The 16,031-nt window shown below is 65.5% G+C and carries 13 protein-coding genes, 1 tRNA gene and 1 other RNA gene; 3 read left to right on the top strand and 12 right to left on the bottom strand.

Annotated features, from left to right (window positions below; translation table 11 throughout):
* Positions 1–25 precede the first annotated feature (25 nt).
* On the bottom strand, positions 26–466 hold the full coding sequence (locus A5785_RS06015) for an SRPBCC family protein (RefSeq protein WP_049700628.1): 441 nt from the start codon (positions 464–466) through the stop codon (positions 26–28).
* An 80-nt stretch (positions 467–546) separates the two neighbouring features.
* On the opposite strand from A5785_RS06015, the gene A5785_RS06010 reads away from it, so the two are divergent.
* Both A5785_RS06010 and A5785_RS06005 read left to right on the top strand, forming a co-directional pair.
* A complete protein-coding gene (locus tag A5785_RS06010) occupies positions 547–1,938 on the top strand; it encodes an FAD-binding oxidoreductase (protein WP_064865132.1) in 1,392 nt (463 codons plus the stop codon).
* A complete protein-coding gene (locus tag A5785_RS06005; protein WP_064865129.1) occupies positions 1,935–3,266 on the top strand; it encodes a class I SAM-dependent methyltransferase in 1,332 nt (443 codons plus the stop codon). The genes A5785_RS06010 and A5785_RS06005 overlap by 4 nt, the downstream gene beginning before the upstream one ends.
* A gap of 39 nt (positions 3,267–3,305) precedes the next feature.
* Here A5785_RS06005 and A5785_RS06000 read toward each other — a convergent pair whose 3' ends face one another.
* The 8 genes from A5785_RS06000 to A5785_RS05965 all read right to left on the bottom strand — a co-directional run bounded on the left by A5785_RS06000 (position 3,306) and on the right by A5785_RS05965 (position 11,771).
* On the bottom strand, positions 3,306–5,624 hold the full coding sequence (locus A5785_RS06000; protein ID WP_064865125.1) for a DNA polymerase III subunit gamma and tau: 2,319 nt from the start codon (positions 5,622–5,624) through the stop codon (positions 3,306–3,308).
* Positions 5,625–5,700: 76 nt separating this feature from the next.
* The gene (locus tag A5785_RS05995) at positions 5,701–7,269 is read right to left on the bottom strand and encodes an acyl-CoA synthetase (protein WP_064865121.1); all 1,569 of its coding nucleotides are present in this window, start codon (positions 7,267–7,269) and stop codon (positions 5,701–5,703) included.
* 111 nt (positions 7,270–7,380) lie between these two features.
* Positions 7,381–7,815: a hypothetical protein gene (locus A5785_RS05990; RefSeq protein ID WP_231894221.1), complete on the bottom strand. Its 435-nt coding sequence runs from the start codon at positions 7,813–7,815 to the stop codon at positions 7,381–7,383.
* A 112-nt stretch (positions 7,816–7,927) separates the two neighbouring features.
* Complete coding sequence (locus A5785_RS05985; protein WP_197494537.1) at positions 7,928–9,229, bottom strand: glycosyltransferase 87 family protein; 1,302 nt, start codon at positions 9,227–9,229, stop codon at positions 7,928–7,930.
* 29 nt (positions 9,230–9,258) lie between these two features.
* The gene (locus A5785_RS05980) at positions 9,259–10,545 is read right to left on the bottom strand and encodes an aminotransferase class I/II-fold pyridoxal phosphate-dependent enzyme (protein ID WP_064865112.1); all 1,287 of its coding nucleotides are present in this window, start codon (positions 10,543–10,545) and stop codon (positions 9,259–9,261) included.
* 69 nt (positions 10,546–10,614) lie between these two features.
* Positions 10,615–10,709, bottom strand: an RNA gene (gene ffs / locus A5785_RS05975) — signal recognition particle sRNA small type.
* 66 nt (positions 10,710–10,775) lie between these two features.
* Positions 10,776–11,498 carry a hypothetical protein gene (locus A5785_RS05970; protein WP_231894222.1) on the bottom strand — a complete coding sequence of 241 codons (723 nt, stop codon included), beginning with the start codon at positions 11,496–11,498 and terminating at the stop codon, positions 10,776–10,778.
* Between the two features lie 187 nt (positions 11,499–11,685).
* Positions 11,686–11,771, bottom strand: a tRNA-Ser gene (locus A5785_RS05965).
* A 112-nt stretch (positions 11,772–11,883) separates the two neighbouring features.
* Here A5785_RS05965 and A5785_RS05960 point away from each other — a divergent pair.
* On the top strand, positions 11,884–12,732 hold the full coding sequence (locus A5785_RS05960) for an NmrA family NAD(P)-binding protein (RefSeq protein ID WP_064865178.1): 849 nt from the start codon (positions 11,884–11,886) through the stop codon (positions 12,730–12,732).
* 76 nt (positions 12,733–12,808) lie between these two features.
* Here A5785_RS05960 and A5785_RS05955 read toward each other — a convergent pair whose 3' ends face one another.
* From A5785_RS05955 to A5785_RS05945, 3 genes are read right to left on the bottom strand one after another with little or no spacing between them, the layout of a single operon-like run.
* Positions 12,809–13,702 (bottom strand): DUF5996 family protein, encoded by an 894-nt coding sequence (locus A5785_RS05955; RefSeq protein ID WP_064865106.1) that lies wholly within the window; start codon positions 13,700–13,702, stop codon positions 12,809–12,811.
* Between the two features lie 60 nt (positions 13,703–13,762).
* Positions 13,763–14,848 carry a DNA polymerase domain-containing protein gene (locus tag A5785_RS05950; protein WP_064865104.1) on the bottom strand — a complete coding sequence of 362 codons (1,086 nt, stop codon included), beginning with the start codon at positions 14,846–14,848 and terminating at the stop codon, positions 13,763–13,765.
* A 1-nt stretch (position 14,849) separates the two neighbouring features.
* Positions 14,850–15,905 carry an ATP-dependent DNA ligase gene (locus tag A5785_RS05945; protein ID WP_064865102.1) on the bottom strand — a complete coding sequence of 352 codons (1,056 nt, stop codon included), beginning with the start codon at positions 15,903–15,905 and terminating at the stop codon, positions 14,850–14,852.
* Between the last annotated feature and the right edge of the window lie 126 nt (positions 15,906–16,031).

The following is a 16,031-nucleotide window of genomic DNA, read 5'->3' as shown; positions in this document are numbered from 1 at the left end:
GCGAACCGGTCCGCAGAACTGGCCTTTACTTCTCGACCCGCGCCTTCAGGTTCGCGAGCAACTGTGCCTGGATCTTCGCGAGACCCTTGGGCGCGAACGTCTTCTCGAAGAAGCCGCCGATGCCGCTGGCGTTGGAGTTCCACGTGGTGGTCGTGGTGACCTTGGAACCGCTGCCGGCCGGGGTGACCTTGTAGGTGGTGACCATCGACGAGTTCTCGTCGCGTTCGGTGATGGTGTCCGGCACGACGCTGACGGTCGCCTTGACGTCGCGCTGACGCTTCGAGGTCGCCTGCAGAATCCAATGCACCACCGTGCCGTCGCCCTGGCCGCCGCTGATGACCTTGTAGTCGCGGTACTGCTCGGGAAGGATCGCCGGACGCGCGTCGACGTAGTCGGCAAGCACCCCGATCACCTGGTCGGCACTTGCGGCGATGTCGATCGATTGACTGGCGGAAATCTCACCCACGACGGGCACTCCTTCATGGCAGATTGGCGGGCGTGCTGATCAGGTCCTAGGCTAGCCAAGTGACTTCTGGACGGTTGGAGATGGGGGCACAGGCATTCGACGACGGGGTTGCCACCCTTCTGGCCAGCTATCGGGCAATTCCGCCGGGAGCAACGGTCCGTCTCGCGAAAAAGACGTCGAACCTGTTTCGTGCACGCGCCAAGAATCCGCATCCCGGCCTCGACGTATCGGGTCTCGACAGGGCGATTTCCGTCGACCCGGTGGCCAAGACCGCCGACGTCGCGGGGATGTGCACCTACGAGAATCTGGTCGCCGCAACGTTGCCGTACGGGCTGGCGCCGCTGGTGGTGCCGCAGCTCAAGACCATCACCCTCGGCGGGGCGGTCACGGGTCTCGGCATCGAGAGCACATCCTTCCGCAACGGCTTGCCGCACGAGTCGGTGCTCGAGATCGACATTCTGACCGGCGACGGCTCCATCGTCACCGCAACCCCGACCAACGAGAACTCCGAACTCTTCTTCGGCTTCCCCAATTCATATGGGACGCTGGGGTATTCGGTCAGACTGAAGATCGAGCTCGAAACCGTTGAGCCGTACGTCGCGTTGCGCCACATACGTTTTCACGATCTTGCGGCACTGCAGTCGACGATGAACACCATCGCGGACGAGCGTAGCTACGACGGCGAGCGCGTCGACTACCTCGATGGTGTGGTTTTCACCGCCGACGAGGCCTACCTGACCGTCGGCCGCCAAACCGACGAGGCCGGTCCGGTCAGCGATTACACGGGGATGGACATCTACTACCGGTCCATCCAGCACGCCTCGGGGATCAAGCGCGACCGCCTGACCATCCACGACTACCTCTGGCGCTGGGACACCGACTGGTTCTGGTGCTCACGAGCCTTCGGTGCCCAGAACCCCAAGATTCGACGCCTCTGGCCAAAGAAGTTGCTGCGCAGCAGCTTCTACTGGAAGTTGATCGGCTACGACCAGCGCTTCGACATCGCCGACAGACTCAACAAGCGCAAGGGTTTGCCCGCCAACGAGCGGGTGGTGCAAGACATCGAGGTTCCCATCGAGAACACCACCGCGTACCTCGAGTGGTTCCTCGAGAACATTCCGATCGAGCCGGTGTGGTTGTGCCCGTTGCGTTTACGCGAGCCGGCACTGGCTGTCGCCGACGCCGCACGCCCCTGGCCGCTCTACCCACTCGAGCCCAAGCGCACCTACGTCAACGTCGGGTTCTGGTCTGCGGTGCCCGTGACGCCCGACGACCCGGGACACGCCAACAAGCTCATCGAGCGAGAGGTGGCCGATCTCGACGGCCACAAATCGCTGTATTCGGAATCCTTCTACTCCCCCGAAGAGTTCGACGAACTCTACGGTGGCGAACACTATCGACTCCTGAAGAAGCGGTACGACCCTCGCGGCCGGCTTCTCGACCTCTATGCGAAAGCGGTGAAACGGCAATGACCACGTTCAAGGACAACGTACCCGCGTCTCCCTCTCCCTCGGACACCTCGCAGGGCAAAATGACTCTGGCGCAGATCTTCGAGTCACTCGTCGGCGGAAATCTCAGCATCAGGGTCACGGCGTACGACGGCAGCTCGGCAGGTCCCGCCGACGCCGAGTACGGATTGAACCTCAAGAACGCCCGTGGCACAACGTATCTCGTCACCGCACCCGGCGACCTCGGGTTGGCGCGCGCATACGTCTCGGGCGACCTCGAGTTGATCGGTGCCCACCCCGGTGACCCCTACGAGGCGCTGCGCGCTCTGGCCGCCGACCTCGAATTCAAGCGTCCGTCTCCGCTGACGTTGGCACACGTCGCGCGCTCGCTGGGCATCGAGCATTTCAAGCCGATCGCGCCGCCGCCCCAGGAGGCGCTGCCGCGCTGGCGACGCTTCGCGGAAGGACTGCGGCACAGCAAGACTCGCGACGCCGAGGTGATCCACCATCACTACGACGTGTCGAATACATTCTACGAGTGGGTCCTCGGGCCGTCGATGACCTACACCTGCGCGGTCTACCCCGACCTCGAGGCGTCGTTGGAGACCGCCCAGGAGAACAAGTACCGTCTGATCTTCGACAAACTGCGGCTCAAGCCGGGTGATCGCCTCCTCGACATCGGTTGCGGCTGGGGCGGAATGGTGCGCTACGCAGCGTCGCGCGGAGTCAAGACACTCGGCGTCACCCTCTCCGCGGAACAGGCCGAGTGGGCGCAGAAGAAGATCGTCGACGAGGGGCTCAGCGACCTCGCCGAGGTGCGGTTCAGCGACTACCGCGACGTGACCGAGAGCGACTTCGACGCCGTCTCGTCGATCGGACTCACCGAGCACATCGGGGTCCACAACTACCCGGCGTACTTCTCGTTCATCCGCGACAAGCTGCGGGTCGGCGGAATGATGTTGAACCACTGCATCACTCGACCCGACAACTTCAAGAACGCACGCGCCGGATCGTTCATCGACCGGTACGTCTTTCCCGACGGCGAGCTCACCGGCTCCGGCAAGATCATCTCGAAGATCCAGGACATCGGCGGACTCGAGGTGCTGCACGAGGAGGACTTCCGCCCGCACTACGCCATGACACTGCGCGACTGGAACCGCAACCTCGTAGAGCACTGGGACGAGGCCGTCGAAGAGGTCACCGAGGGCACCGCCCGACTGTGGGGCCTCTACATGGCCGGATGCCGAATCGGCTTCGAGCGCAACATCGTTCAGCTCCACCATGTCCTCGCGACCAAGCTCGACGAGTACGGTCAGAGCGATCTCCCGCTGCGCCCGTGGTGGGACGCATAGAGGCGACTCGGATCCGCTGGTAGCGGCGCGAGGTTCGCGCTACTCCAGCGGCCGGGCGCCCAGCTCGGTCTTGAGCAGTTCCATCGCGACCTTGTTCGGGTCGAAGCGTCCCTCGGGGGTGGCGTTCTGCACCTCGGCGACCATCTCCGCACGCTCGGCGTCGGGGATGTCGTCGTCTTGGCGTGGCGGTTCAGGCTCCTCGGGCTCGGCCGGGGCCTCTGGTGCCGCGGCGGCGTCGGACTGCTCACCCGAGCTGCCCCGAGCGCGGCTCGGCCGTGAGAAGGTCTGAGCACGACGCTGCTGCCGATCCGGTTGGCCCGCTGCGTTTTTCGCGGGCGCGCTCACGTCGACGATCTTGTGGATGGTCTGCACGTCGAGTTCGGTTCCGAAGACCTCGTGCAGCGCCTCGCGCATGATGTTCACCGCGTGCGGCGCCGACAACCTGCCGACCAACACCTCGACGGGATGCGCCAAGACCACGACGTTGTCGCGGATCTCGTCGACGACGGCGTTCGACAGCATCGGCTCGAGACTCTTCGACCGCTCACGCACCGCGGCGCGCACTTCCTGGAAACGCTTGCGAGCGGTCTCGACGTCAAGGCCGGTCTGGGGCTCGGGTTCTGGTTCGGGTTCGGGTTCGGGTTCGACGCTGCGCGGCGTGGACGGTCGGCCGTCGTCGGGGACGGGCGCGTCGTAGTCGTCGACTGGCTCGTCGGGCAGCGGGATGTCGTCGTCTGCGGCTACCACCGCGGCCGGTTCCGGCGTCGGGGCAGGTTCGGGCGTCGCCTGCGCTCCGCGCTTCGGCATCGGGCGCGTTGGCTCGGCGGGTGCTGCCGCGGCGGGAACGGGCTCGGGCGGGGTGGTCTCGACACGACCTTCGCTAGCGCTCCGGTCTGCTCGACCAGCGGAGGAATCACCTTCGCTGGCGCTCCGGTCTGCTCGACCAGCGGAGGAATCAGCGCCGCCGCCGGCCGGGGCAGCCTCCTCGCGCGGAGCGGGGAGCGCCACGGCCTCGATGGGAGCCGCATCAGCCTGGGCGGCGGGAGCCGCATCGGCCCGGGCGGCGGGCTCGTCGGCCGTCTTGCGCTGCGAGGGGCGCACGTACTTGGGCGGGTCGACGGGCGGTGGGGCGGGGGCCGCGGTGGGGGCACCCTCGTCGCGTGCGGACGGCGAAGGCGTTGCACCGCCGGCGTTCCCTCCGGCGGGAGCGACGCCCGACTCGAGTCGTTCGAGGCGCTGGAGCAGCGCGGCGTCGTCGGCGGAGACCGATGGCAGCAGCATCCGCGCGCACATCACTTCGAGCAGCAGGCGCGGCGACGTGGTGCCGCGCATCTCGCCGAGCGCTTCGTGCACGATCTCGGCGAAGCGGGTGAGTCCGCCCGGTCCGAGGTGCTCGATCTGACCCTGCATCCGCGCGAGTTGGTCGCCCGGTGCTTCAACCAGTCCACGTTCGGCAGCGTCCGGAACTGCTTGCAGCAGAATGAGATCGCGCAACCGTTCGAGGAGGTCGACGGCGAAGCGTCGAGGATCATGCCCGGCGTCGACGACCTTCTCGACCGTCGCGAACAGCGCTGCGCCGTCGGAGGCGGCGAGTGCGTCGATGGCGTCGTCGATGAGTGCGATGTCGGTGACGCCGAGCAGTGCGAGGGCGCGGTCGTAGGTGACGCCCTCGTCGGATGCACCGGCGAGTAGCTGGTCGAGGATCGACAGCGAGTCGCGGGGCGAGCCGCCGCCCGCGCGGATGACCAACGGATAGACATCCGGCGCCACGACGACGCCCTCTTTGGCGCAGATGTTCTCGAGCAGCCCGCGCATGACCGGCGGCGCGAGGAGGCGGAACGGGTAGTGGTGGGTGCGCGAGCGGATGGTCGGCAAGACCTTCTCGGGCTCGGTGGTGGCGAAGACGAAGATGAGGTGCTCCGGCGGCTCCTCGACGATCTTCAGCAACGCGTTGAACCCCGCGTTGGTGACCATGTGCGCCTCGTCGACGATGAACACGCGATATCGCGACTCCGACGGTGCGTAGAAGGCGCGGTCGCGCAGTTCACGTGTGTCGTCGACGCCTCCGTGGCTGGCGGCGTCGAGTTCGATCACGTCGAGGTTGCCCGGCCCGCCCGGAGCAAGGGCCACGCACGACGAGCAGACGCCGCACGGCATCGACGTCGGGCCCTGCTCGCAGTTCAGTGAGCGCGCCAGGATGCGGGCCGACGACGTCTTGCCGCATCCGCGCGGTCCCGAGAACAGATACGCGTGATTGATGCGGTTTCCGTCGAGGGCGCGGCTGAGCGGATCGGTGACGTGCTCCTGCCCGACGACTTCGGCGAACGTTGCCGGACGATAGGTGCGATACAGAGCCACGCGTCGAGACTACCGGCGATCACCGACAGCGCAGCCGCCTCCCCTATAGCTGTGCACAGCAACCTGTCGCGGCAGGTCAGACCGCCGGGCTCGTGGCGGGAGCTTCCGCACCGAACCGGTCGCGCAGCGCGAACTTGAGCACCTTGCCGGACGGGTTGCGCGGCAGCGCGTCGATGAACTCCAGACGCAGCGGGAGCTTGTAGCGGGCAAGGCGGTCGGCCGCGAACTCGCGCAGTTCTTCCAGGGTCACGGTCTCGCCGGGCGCCGTCGCGACGACCGCGGTAACGGCCTCGCCCCACTTGGCGTCCGGGAGTCCGACGATCGCGACCTCGGCGACCGCGGGGTGGCTGTACAGCACGCTCTCGACCTCGGCGGGGTACACGTTCTCGCCGCCGCTGATGACCATGTCCTTCACGCGGTCGATGACGTAGACGTAACCGTCCTCGTCCTCACGTCCGACGTCGCCGGTATGGAACCACCCGTCGTCGTCGATCGCGGCATCGGTGGCGCCGGGATTGTCCCAGTAGCCCACCATCACCTGGGGTCCACGAACACAGATCTCGCCCGGCTGCCCCGGCGCAACCTCGGCGTTGGTGGCGTCGACGAGTCGCACGTCCGAGAGCGGCAACACCCTGTTGCCCGCGGCTCCGATCTTCTTCTCCGACTCGTCGATGCCCATCACGAGTGCGAGTGGAGCCGTTTCGGTGAGGCCGTAGCCCTGCGCGAACGTGACACCGCGGTCTGCGTAGGTGCGCATCAATGGCTCGGGTACCGGAGCGCCGCCGCAGATGAGGTATCGCAGGGACGAGAGATCGGCGGTGGCAAAGGCAGGCACCTGACTCATGAACAGGAACATCGCGGGCACGCCGAACATCGTTGTGACACGGCATTTTTCGATGTCGGCGAGTGTCTGTGTCGGGTCGAACGCTCCCGACAGGATCACGTGGCCGCCCTTCTGGAGCGTGACCAATGTGGTGACGTTGAGGCCGCCGATGTGGAACAGCGGCGCCGCGGTGTAGGTGATGTCCGTGGAGACGGTGTCGAAGCTGAGCAGCGCATTGATGTTGTTCCAGAACAGGTTTCCGTGCGTGAGCATGGCGCCCTTGGGACGACCCGTGGTGCCCGAGGTGTACATGATGACCGCGACATCTTCGGCGTCGGCGAACACCGGATCGGCGATCGGCTCACCCGACGCCAGCACGTCGTCGAAGTTCTCCCATCCGTGGGCTCCGCCGACCGCGATGAACCGCTGCACGTCGATGTCTGCGCGTACGTCGTCGACGACGCCGGTCAGCGAGGCGTCGGCGATGAGAGTTGTTGCGCCGCAGTCATCGAGGATGTACGCGAGCTCGGGTCCGGTGAGCCGGAAGTTGAGCGGGACGAACGTCGCGCCCGCTCGCGCGCAGGCGAACAGCGCGACCAAAAAGGCCGAATGGTTCGGTCCGAGGTAGGCAACGCGATCGCCGTGCGCGACTCCGCCGTCGACCAGTCGCTCGGCAAGCAGGTCGATTCGACGCTGGAACCCGGCGAACGTCAGCGTCTCGCCGTCGAAGGTCAGTGCTGGGTGATCCGGGATGATCGCTGCACGCCGCGCAATCCACGAACCGAGATCCATCGAATCGGGTACCACCACTCGTCCTGCCATCACTGACTCCCGCCATCGAGGGCGGAGCATGCTCGAGACTCCGCCGAAGTTGGCGACAGCTTATTGCCCACCCGTGTCCGAGTTCAGTGAATTGGCAATAACCGAGTAGTGCTACTGCAGATCGGTGACGCCGGAGCATTCGGGTGCGCGCAGCGTCAGCAGTCCGTGGTTGACGGCACTGATCGTGATCTTCACCTTGCCGCGGCCCGGGATGTCGTCGATCCGATAGCCGCTGTTGTCACCGAGCGTGTGATACGAGTGGGCGTAGTAGGTGTGCGTCGCACCATTGGACAGTTGGGTTACGACGACTCTCGTGTCGGAGGTGTAGAGAAAGAAGCTCTTGCTGTCGCCCCACAGGGTGAATGTGTTCTCGCCCTGTCGCCGCTGGACGGTTACGCCCGCATTGGAGGGGAGATCGATGATGTTGGGGTTGAGGCTGAAACACTGCATCCCGACCTGGCCGACGACCACTTCATCAGCCGCGGCGTGCCCAGCCCCGATCGTGGCTGCGGCTACCGCGCAGGCACCGACGAGCCCTGTGGTCATTCTGCGTGTCATCGAACGTCGAATCATGGTGTGCCTCCTCGAGAATGTGGGGCCGTGGACGTCGGCCCCGTCATGATTCACGTCGAATTGCAGCGACAACTCGTTAGCGCGACTAGCCGACCGTGTCGCGAACGTTATCGGCGCTAGCCTTTTCGGCGGTATTCGACGCCCGATAGACGACGATTGTCGCGATTGCCGTGCCGAGGAAGACCGCGTTGTAGGGATATACCGTGAACCATTCGAGCCAACTGATTCCGTGTTTGAAAAACAGTCCGATGAGATAGGCGTCGGGAACGGTCTTGTTGACGAACCAGATCGGATGCGCGAGATAGGTGCGCCATGAGAACGCCACCAGGATCAGGCCTATGCACGCCGCACCCGCCAATGTTCGACGCAGCGGTGACAGATCAACGCGGAGCACCAGATTCACGCAGATCACCATGATCGGCACGAACCACACCCAGTGATGTCCCCACGACATCGGCGAGATCGCGCATGCCGTCATGCCGACCATGCTCAGTGCGAGCAGTTCCTGGCCGTGACGGTGCGCGAGTACGGCCGCATACATACCCAGCGCGAGCGCTGCGAGGGCTAGGACACCCCACAGCAACGAGTTCGGCGCGTCGGTGTGGATGAGGTTGGCCAACCACCCGCGGATCGACTGGTTACCAACGGTTTGCGGTGCTCCGACTCGGTTGGAATCGAAGAGCTTGTCGGTCCAGTAGGCCCAGGATTCACTGGGCAGCACGATGAATCCGACGATGATGGTGCCGACGAAGCCTGCGATGACCCCGAACATCGCGCGCCATCGACGCAGAATTGCCAGGTAGAGGATGAAGATCAGCGGGGTGAGCTTGATACCCGCGGCGATTCCGGTGCCGATGCCCATGCCGCGGCTGTTGTCGCCCTTGGGTCCGTCGACACGCAGCAGGTCGGCCAGGATGATGAGCAACAGAAAAATGTTGATCTGGCCGTACCAGACCGTCGTGCGGACCGGTTCGAGCAGCAGCGCGACGGCGATCAGCGAGAGCGCGATGAGCCGCAACGGCCACGTCGCCTGCCTGCCGAGCGAGCGGAAGCACAGCATGATCACCAGGTACAGCGCGATGAAAATGCCTGCGGTCCAGACGATTCGGGCCGCTTCGAACGACATCAGCGCGAACGGGATGAAGATGATGGCCGAGATGGGTGCGTACGTGTAGTCCATCTGGCCGAGCAGTTTGGCGTCGTACAGGCTGCCGCCGTCGAGCACGGTTTGCGTTCCCGCGCGGTACACGTCGAGGTCGAGCTGGTTGTCGAAGAGTCCCCAGAACGGCGTCGTGAAGGGAACGATCACATCTTGCAACCACACGGCCACGGCGGCGACGAGCAGGAAGCCGACAGCCACGACCCAACGTCGTGAGGCCCTCACCATTGCCGGACTGTCACACGCGCGCCGTCTCGTCAGGATTCGACGTCGGCGAGGAGCTTCTCCGTCGCGGCAAGAAGTGCACAGGTCGCAACGCCGTCCATCGCGACGCGCAGGTCGTCGGTGCTGGGGAAGGTCGGTGCGAGCCGGATGTTGCGGTCATAGGGATCGTGCTTGTACGGGTAGGTCGAACCCGCGGCCGTCAACGCGATCCCGGCTTCCTTCGCAAGCTCGATGGTCCGCTTGGCGGCGCCGTCGAGGACGTCGAGGCTGATGAAGTAGCCGCCCTCGGGCTCCGACCATGCCGCGACCTTGGAGTCGGAGAGCCGGTCTTGGAGAATCTCGAGCACCAGGCGGAACTTGGGGGCGAGGATCTCGCGGTGCTTGGCCATGTGCGCGCGCACGCCGTCGGCATCACCGAAGAACCTCAGGTGGCGAAGCTGGTTGATCTTGTCCGGGCCGATCGTTGTGAACGCCAGATTGTCGGTCAGCCACTTCACGTTGGCCGCCGACGACCCGAAGAACGCAACGCCCGCTCCGGCGAAGGTGATCTTCGACGTCGAGCCGAACACGTAGACCCGGTTGGGGTGGCCCTCCTGCGCGGCGATGTCGACGATCGGCAGCGGGGTGGGCGGGGCGTCGACAAGCGTGTGGACGGCGTAGGCGTTGTCCCAGAAGACACGGAAGTCCGGCGCCGCGGGCATCGCCATCAGGGCGCGTGCGACGTCTTCGCTGTAGGTGGCGCCGGTGGGGTTGGAGTAGGTGGGCACCGCCCACAGACCCTTGATCGACGGATCGTCGGCAACCAACTGCGCGCAGACGTCGACGTCGGGGCCGTTCGGGAGCATCGGAACCGGGATCATCTCGATGCCGTAGTGCTCGGTGATCGCGAAGTGACGGTCGTATCCGGGCGACGGGCAGAGGAACTTGACGGTCTCGCCGGTCGACGACCAGGGAGCGGGCGAGTCGGGGGTGCCCTTGAGCAGCGAGGACACCACCACCTGGTGCATCAGGTCGAGGCTCGCGTTACCGAAGGCGATCAGGTTGTCGGCGTCGACGGCGAGCAGTTCGGCGAAGATCGCGCGGAGTTCCGGCAGTCCGCTGACGCCGCCGTAGTTGCGGCAGTCCGTGCCGGAGGCGTCGCGGTAGTCGCCGAGGCCGGGCAACGACAGCAGCTCGTTGGAGAGGTCTAGTTGTTCCGGCGCAGGCTTACCACGGGTGAGATCCAGCTTCAGCCCTGCGGAGAGCAAACCCTCGTACAGTTTTTGCAGGTCGTCCTGGGTGGCGCGAAGTTCGTCTGCACTCATCGAGTGGTAGTTCAACGGAGACCTCTCGCCGAACCGGCGCCAGGCTCGATGGCGGCTTTCGGCACGCTTGCGGATCTGAACAAAGTTAGAGGACCCCGCGCACCCGAGAGAGCCCGTTGACCCTTGCTGCCTTCCGGCCCTGGGGGAGTTCACAGGATGCACGCCGCGCGGGATCCGTCGTCAATTGTAGCGAGCCTTCGCCGTGATGTGTCAGGGGGTCGGCGTGGCTGTCGCCCGGAAGCCGATCAGCGCAGGAGTCGCGGGAGCAGAGCGAGGCGGGCCGCGTAGTCGCGCGGCAGGTAGGCGGCGCGGCTGCGGGTCCAGTCCTGCCCGGAGAGTCCGTCATAGGTCGAGGGCATCGCGATACCTGCGGGCGCATAGGCGTCGAGTCCGTTGGCTCGCGTCGTGTAGACGGCGCGCCACAGATGGTCGGAGAACGCGATGATCCCGGCGACGTCGACGCGCGCCGACGGTCCGCGGAGTTGTGCGACCTTGGCTGCGACGCCGTCGGTGGAAAGGTAGACCAGCGTGCCGTCAGGCTTGCGATTCGGCGGGATCTCGACGACGCCTGCGGCATGGAACTTCGCGTGCAGTACGCGGGCGATCTCGGTCTGCGCGTAGATCGGGATGGCGCGATTGCCGCGCGTGCGGATCGCGGTTTCGGCTAACGCTTCGTTGACGGGGCCGGGTTCGCCGACCGTGCGCGTCGGGTCGACGCCGGGCGCGATGCGGTTGCCGAAGCTGTACGCGATGAGCAGGCTGAAGTCGCCCGCTGCGCGCGTCGGGGTGTGCACGGGATCAACGCCACGCTGTGGCGATGCGTGCGCCGGGGCGAAAGCGACCAACGACGCCATCAGGGCCAGGGCGATCGTCGACGCCGCCAGCGCTAACCGACGACTCGGTTGCAATGGACGTGCCGGCCGCGGGCGATGCGGATGCGGGCGGTTGGTCGCTCTGAACGCTGCCATCGTGTCGCTCCTGCCATGGACGGGGTGGGTATGTTCGACCGTCGCCGCGAGCAGCGTTCCGGCTGAACGCGCGTAACCATCCCAGGCGCAGGTGTCCGCGGAGTGAACGCCAACCGGATTCAGAGCAGTGACCTGCGGAAACGAAACGAGCCCGACGCTGACGTAAGCGCCGGGCTCGTTTCTGCTGCGGAGGATAGGAGATTCGAACTCCTGAGGGCTATTAACCCAACCCGCGTTCCAGGCGAGCGCCATAGGCCACTAGGCGAATCCTCCAGGCTTGGCGATAATAACGGCCAATCCACCCCAGACCCAAATTCGTGCGGTCGTCACCGGGCGTCGATCGGTAGCGTCGGAGGTGCTCCCTCGCCACGGAAAGGTCGACGCCATGCCCACATCCGAATCCCCCTACGTCGTTCTCGGCGCGACCGGCAATCAGGGCGGCGCGGTGTTGCACGCGCTGCGCGACGCAGGTAAACCCGTGCGCGGCGTCGTACGGTTTCTGGATTCGGACAGGTCGCTGGAGCTCGCGGACCGCGGCATCCCGCTCGCCGTCGCCGACATCGCGACCGGAAAGGGGCTCGCCGACGCCTTCGCCGGGGCCGCCGGGGTCTTCGCCCTGACGACGCCGTTCGAGTCGGGAGCCGACGCCGAGGTCGGTCAGGGCGAGAACATCATCGCGGCAGCTGAAGCCGCAGCCGTGCCGTACCTGGTGTTCTCGTCGGTCGCCGATGCCGATCACAACACCGGTATCCCGCACTTCGACTCGAAGTACGAGGTGGAGACGAAGCTCGCCGCGTCGAGCATCCCGCACACGATCGTCGGCCCGACGTACTTCTACGACAACCTGCTCGGCAGCCTCGACGCACTCAAAGCCGGCGTGATGCCGCTCGCCCTCCCCGCGGAGAAACCACTGCAACAACTCTCGCGCCGGGACTTCGGCCGATTCGTCGCGATGCTGTTCGACGCCCCGTCCGGTTTCGCAGGCCGACGCATCGACCTGGCCTCCGACGAAATCACCTCGAACGCGATGGCCGCCGCAGTGACTGCCGCGACCGGCCAGGAGGTTCACGCGGAATCGTATGACCCCGAACGTATTTCGTCGCCGGACATGCGGGCGATGTTCACGTTCTTGGCGACCAAGGGGTACAGCGTCGACATCGCGGCGCTGCACGCGGCCTATCCGCAGATCGAGTGGGAGTCGTTCGCAGATTGGGCGCAGCACGCCCTCGGCTGACCCGAGAATGTGTGTCGTATCGAAGGATGTGGGTACTGCAGCACACACATCCTTCGATACGACACACGTTCACTCTCTAGGGCCACTCCCCCAGGCTGGATTCGACGTCGAACGTCGACTGCAGGAACCCCCGGAGGCTTGCATCGGAGTCGTCGGCGGTTCGAACGGCGGTGTACGGCAACACGAATTCGCCGAGCGTCGTGTCGTACGACGCCGCGGCGGGGTGCACCTTCGCGTCCGGGTAGCCCTCGTAGACGGGATACGAGTAGGAGTAGAAGGCCCCCTCGTCGGCCCCACCGGGCCAGAACCCGGCGCTGGAGACCTCCTCGCAATAGGATTCGACCATCACCCGCTCCGGACAGTTGGGGACGACGCCGGAGAACAGCGGAGCGGGACGGCCGGAGAATCTGGTGACCGCGAGATCGAATGAGCCCCAGAAGAAGTGAACTGGGCTGCACTTACCGCGCCACTTCCCACGGAACTCCGCGAAAACGCGCTGCGCGCTGACCAATTGGTGCCAGAAGAGCTTCACGGCGTCGGCGTCGTACGAGGCGTGGGTCGTATCTTGCGGAAACGGAATTGACTCGGCCACTTCGACGGGGCGGTCGTAGATGGGAACGCTGATGCCGAGCGATTCCAATTGTGCCAGATAGTCCGCGTAGAAGTCGGCGGTGGTGCGTGGCTCGAGACGTACCTGTCGCCGTTCGCCTTTCGTCGTCGTGATGTCGAGGACGTGGTCGGCGAAGTCGAAGACGACCTCGACGCCGTAGCCGTCGTAGGGCATCAACGACGTCGTGAGACCCACCGAGTTCACATACAGCGCGACCTGCCACCAATGATTCTCATTCGGGGCCAGCGCCATTCGGGTCTTTCCGACGATCTGACTCCACATGTGCACTGTGTCGCGGGTCTGCTCCCAGTCGGACACACGAAGCTCCGGCCATGATTCGAACGTTGCGGTTGTGGTCATTCGCTACTCATTCCCTTGTGCGACGCCGCGTTTCGACTGCACGACGCCAGATGTCGATGCTCAGTTCGGACCGATCCTGTTTCCCTTCTCGTCCCAGTGGGCACCCACCTTCTTGCTGGGCTGCACGCGCGGAGGCTCACCCGGCATCTTCGGGTAGCTCGGCGGGTAGGGCATGTCGCCGAGACCCTGAGCGTCGTCGCGTTCGACCATCTCCAGCAGCGGCTCGAGACCACGACGATGCGCGGAGATGTCGGCCATCGGATCACCCCGTCGGGCAACGAGTTCCGGGACGCTGCGCATGGTGCAGTCGTCGGGATCGACGTCGGCGAGCTCGGCCCAGGTCACGGGAGTCGATACGCGCGCGATTGCGTTGCGTCGCACCGAATACGGCGCGGCCATGGACCGGTCGCGCGCGTTCTGATTGAAGTCGACGAAGATCCGCTCGCCGCGATCCTCTTTCCACCACGAGGTGGTCACGGCGTCAGGGTCTCGACGCTCCAGTTCGCGCGCGAGCGCGATGCCGCAGCGTCGGGTCGCAATGAAATCCCAGCGCGGCTCGATGGGGATGAACACGTGAATTCCCCTGCCGCCAGACGTCTTTGGGTATCCGACGTAGCCGAGCTCGTCGAGTAGCGGAGCAAGGAGGTCGACGGCGACGCGTCGAACGTCGTCGAAGTCGGTGCCGGGCTGCGGGTCCAGATCGATGCGCAGTTGGTCGGGATGGTCGTTGTCGGCCGCGACGGTCGGCCAGGTATGGAACGTCACGGTTCCGAGGTTGGCCGCCCAGACGATCGACGCCGGGCTCGTCGGACGCAACGCGTCGCCGGTTCGGCCAGAGGGGAACGTGATTCGCGTCGACTCGACGAAGTCGGGCCGCTTCTTCGGTAGATGCTTCTGGTAGATCTCGTCGCCGTCGATGCCGTCGGGGAAGCGCTGCAGGAATGTCGGTCGATCACGGAGGGCGACGAGGAATGGACCGTCGGCACCGTCGTCGCGCGCCTGTGCGATTCGCTGGTAGTAGCCGACGAGATCTCTTTTGCGGCCACCGTTTTCGCCGAGCTCGGGAAAGTAGATCTTGTCGGGGTTGCTCATCCGGACGGCAACACCGTCGACGTCGAGTTCCTCGGCGGGCGAGCGGGATGCCATATCAGCCGTCTCCTTCGAGCACATCGTGAAGGTCGTAGGTCAGCGGGACGTCGAGTTGGTCGTAGCCGCAGCTCTCGGGATCGCGGTCGGGACGCCACCGCAGGAACTTGACGGTGTGCCGGAATCGGTGGTTTTCCATCTGGTCGTAGGCGACCTCGGCGACGAGCTCTGGTCTGATGGGTATCCACTCGCCCGACTTCTCCGATCGCCACCGCGTCGGCTCGCCCGGTGCCGGCTTGTCGGGATCGGTACGCATCGGCGCGAACATCTCTTCGAGTTCGATTCGCTTCTTGTCGGTGAACGCACCGGCGCCGCCGACCATGTGAAGGTCTCCCGAATCGGTGAAGAGGCCCAACAACATCGAGCCCAGACCGGTTCCGCTCTTGTGCACTCGGTAGCCGATGACCACACAGTCGGCTGTGCGCTTATGTTTGACCTTCAGCATCTCGCGCTTGCCCTCGACGTATGCCGAGCCGAGCCGCTTGGCGACCACGCCGTCGAGGCCCGCGCCCTCGAATGCGGAGAACCAGGTGCGCGCGGTGTCGGCGTCGGCGGTGACGCGGCTGACGTTGAACCGCCTGCCCGGCTTGTGCGCACCCACCGCCTCCACGAGCGTGTCGCGGCGTACGGCGAAGGGCTCGTCGACGACGCTGCGGTCGCCGAGTGCGAGCGCGTCGAATCCGATGAAGATCGCTGGTGTCTTCTCGGCGAGCATCCGCACGCGTGAGTCGGCGGGGTGAATGCGCTGCGCGAGCGAGTCCCAGTCGAGGCGGTGCACGCCGTCGATCACGGACGGGACGCCGACCTCGCCGTCGAGGACCACCTTGTCGGGGAGTTCGGCGCGCGCGGCGTCGACGATCTCGGGGAAGTAGCGCGCGAGGTCTTTGCCTCCGCGCGAACCGATGTAGACCTCGTCGCCGTCGCGAAAGACCAACGCACGAAAGCCATCCCACTTGGGTTCGTAGGACCACGACGGCTCACCGTCTGGTTGTTCCGGCACCGCTGAGACAGCCTTGGCGAGCATCGGCGCGACGGGAGGCATGACCGGTAGGTCCACCACCCCATACTCCCCATTGCACGACGATCCCGCAATGAGCCGCGCGTCCCGCGCTGGTCGAGCTCCCCGAGCCGCGTGGCGCAGGTATATCGAGAGCCCGGCCTACGCAGCCTCAATACGCGTTGA

The sequence above is a fragment of the Gordonia sp. 852002-50395_SCH5434458 genome, assembly GCF_001665905.1.
GTDB lineage: Bacteria > Actinomycetota > Actinomycetes > Mycobacteriales > Mycobacteriaceae > Gordonia > Gordonia jacobaea.
This window is presented reverse-complemented; position numbering and strand designations above follow the sequence as displayed.

Excerpts from the sequence above, each read along its gene's own strand:
- A5785_RS06010 (WP_064865132.1), top strand. The coding sequence starts at position 547 with ATGGGGGCACAGGCATTCGACGACGGGGTTGCCACCCTTCTGGCCAGC.
- A5785_RS06005 (WP_064865129.1), top strand. The coding sequence starts at position 1,935 with ATGACCACGTTCAAGGACAACGTACCCGCGTCTCCCTCTCCCTCGGAC.
- A5785_RS05995 (WP_064865121.1), bottom strand. The coding sequence starts at position 7,269 with ATGGCAGGACGAGTGGTGGTACCCGATTCGATGGATCTCGGTTCGTGG.
- A5785_RS05990 (WP_231894221.1), bottom strand. The coding sequence starts at position 7,815 with ATGACCACAGGGCTCGTCGGTGCCTGCGCGGTAGCCGCAGCCACGATC.
- A5785_RS05985 (WP_197494537.1), bottom strand. The coding sequence starts at position 9,229 with ATGGTGAGGGCCTCACGACGTTGGGTCGTGGCTGTCGGCTTCCTGCTC.
- A5785_RS05970 (WP_231894222.1), bottom strand. The coding sequence starts at position 11,498 with ATGGCAGCGTTCAGAGCGACCAACCGCCCGCATCCGCATCGCCCGCGG.
- A5785_RS05960 (WP_064865178.1), top strand. The coding sequence starts at position 11,884 with ATGCCCACATCCGAATCCCCCTACGTCGTTCTCGGCGCGACCGGCAAT.
- A5785_RS05955 (WP_064865106.1), bottom strand. The coding sequence starts at position 13,702 with ATGACCACAACCGCAACGTTCGAATCATGGCCGGAGCTTCGTGTGTCC.
- A5785_RS05950 (WP_064865104.1), bottom strand. The coding sequence starts at position 14,848 with ATGGCATCCCGCTCGCCCGCCGAGGAACTCGACGTCGACGGTGTTGCC.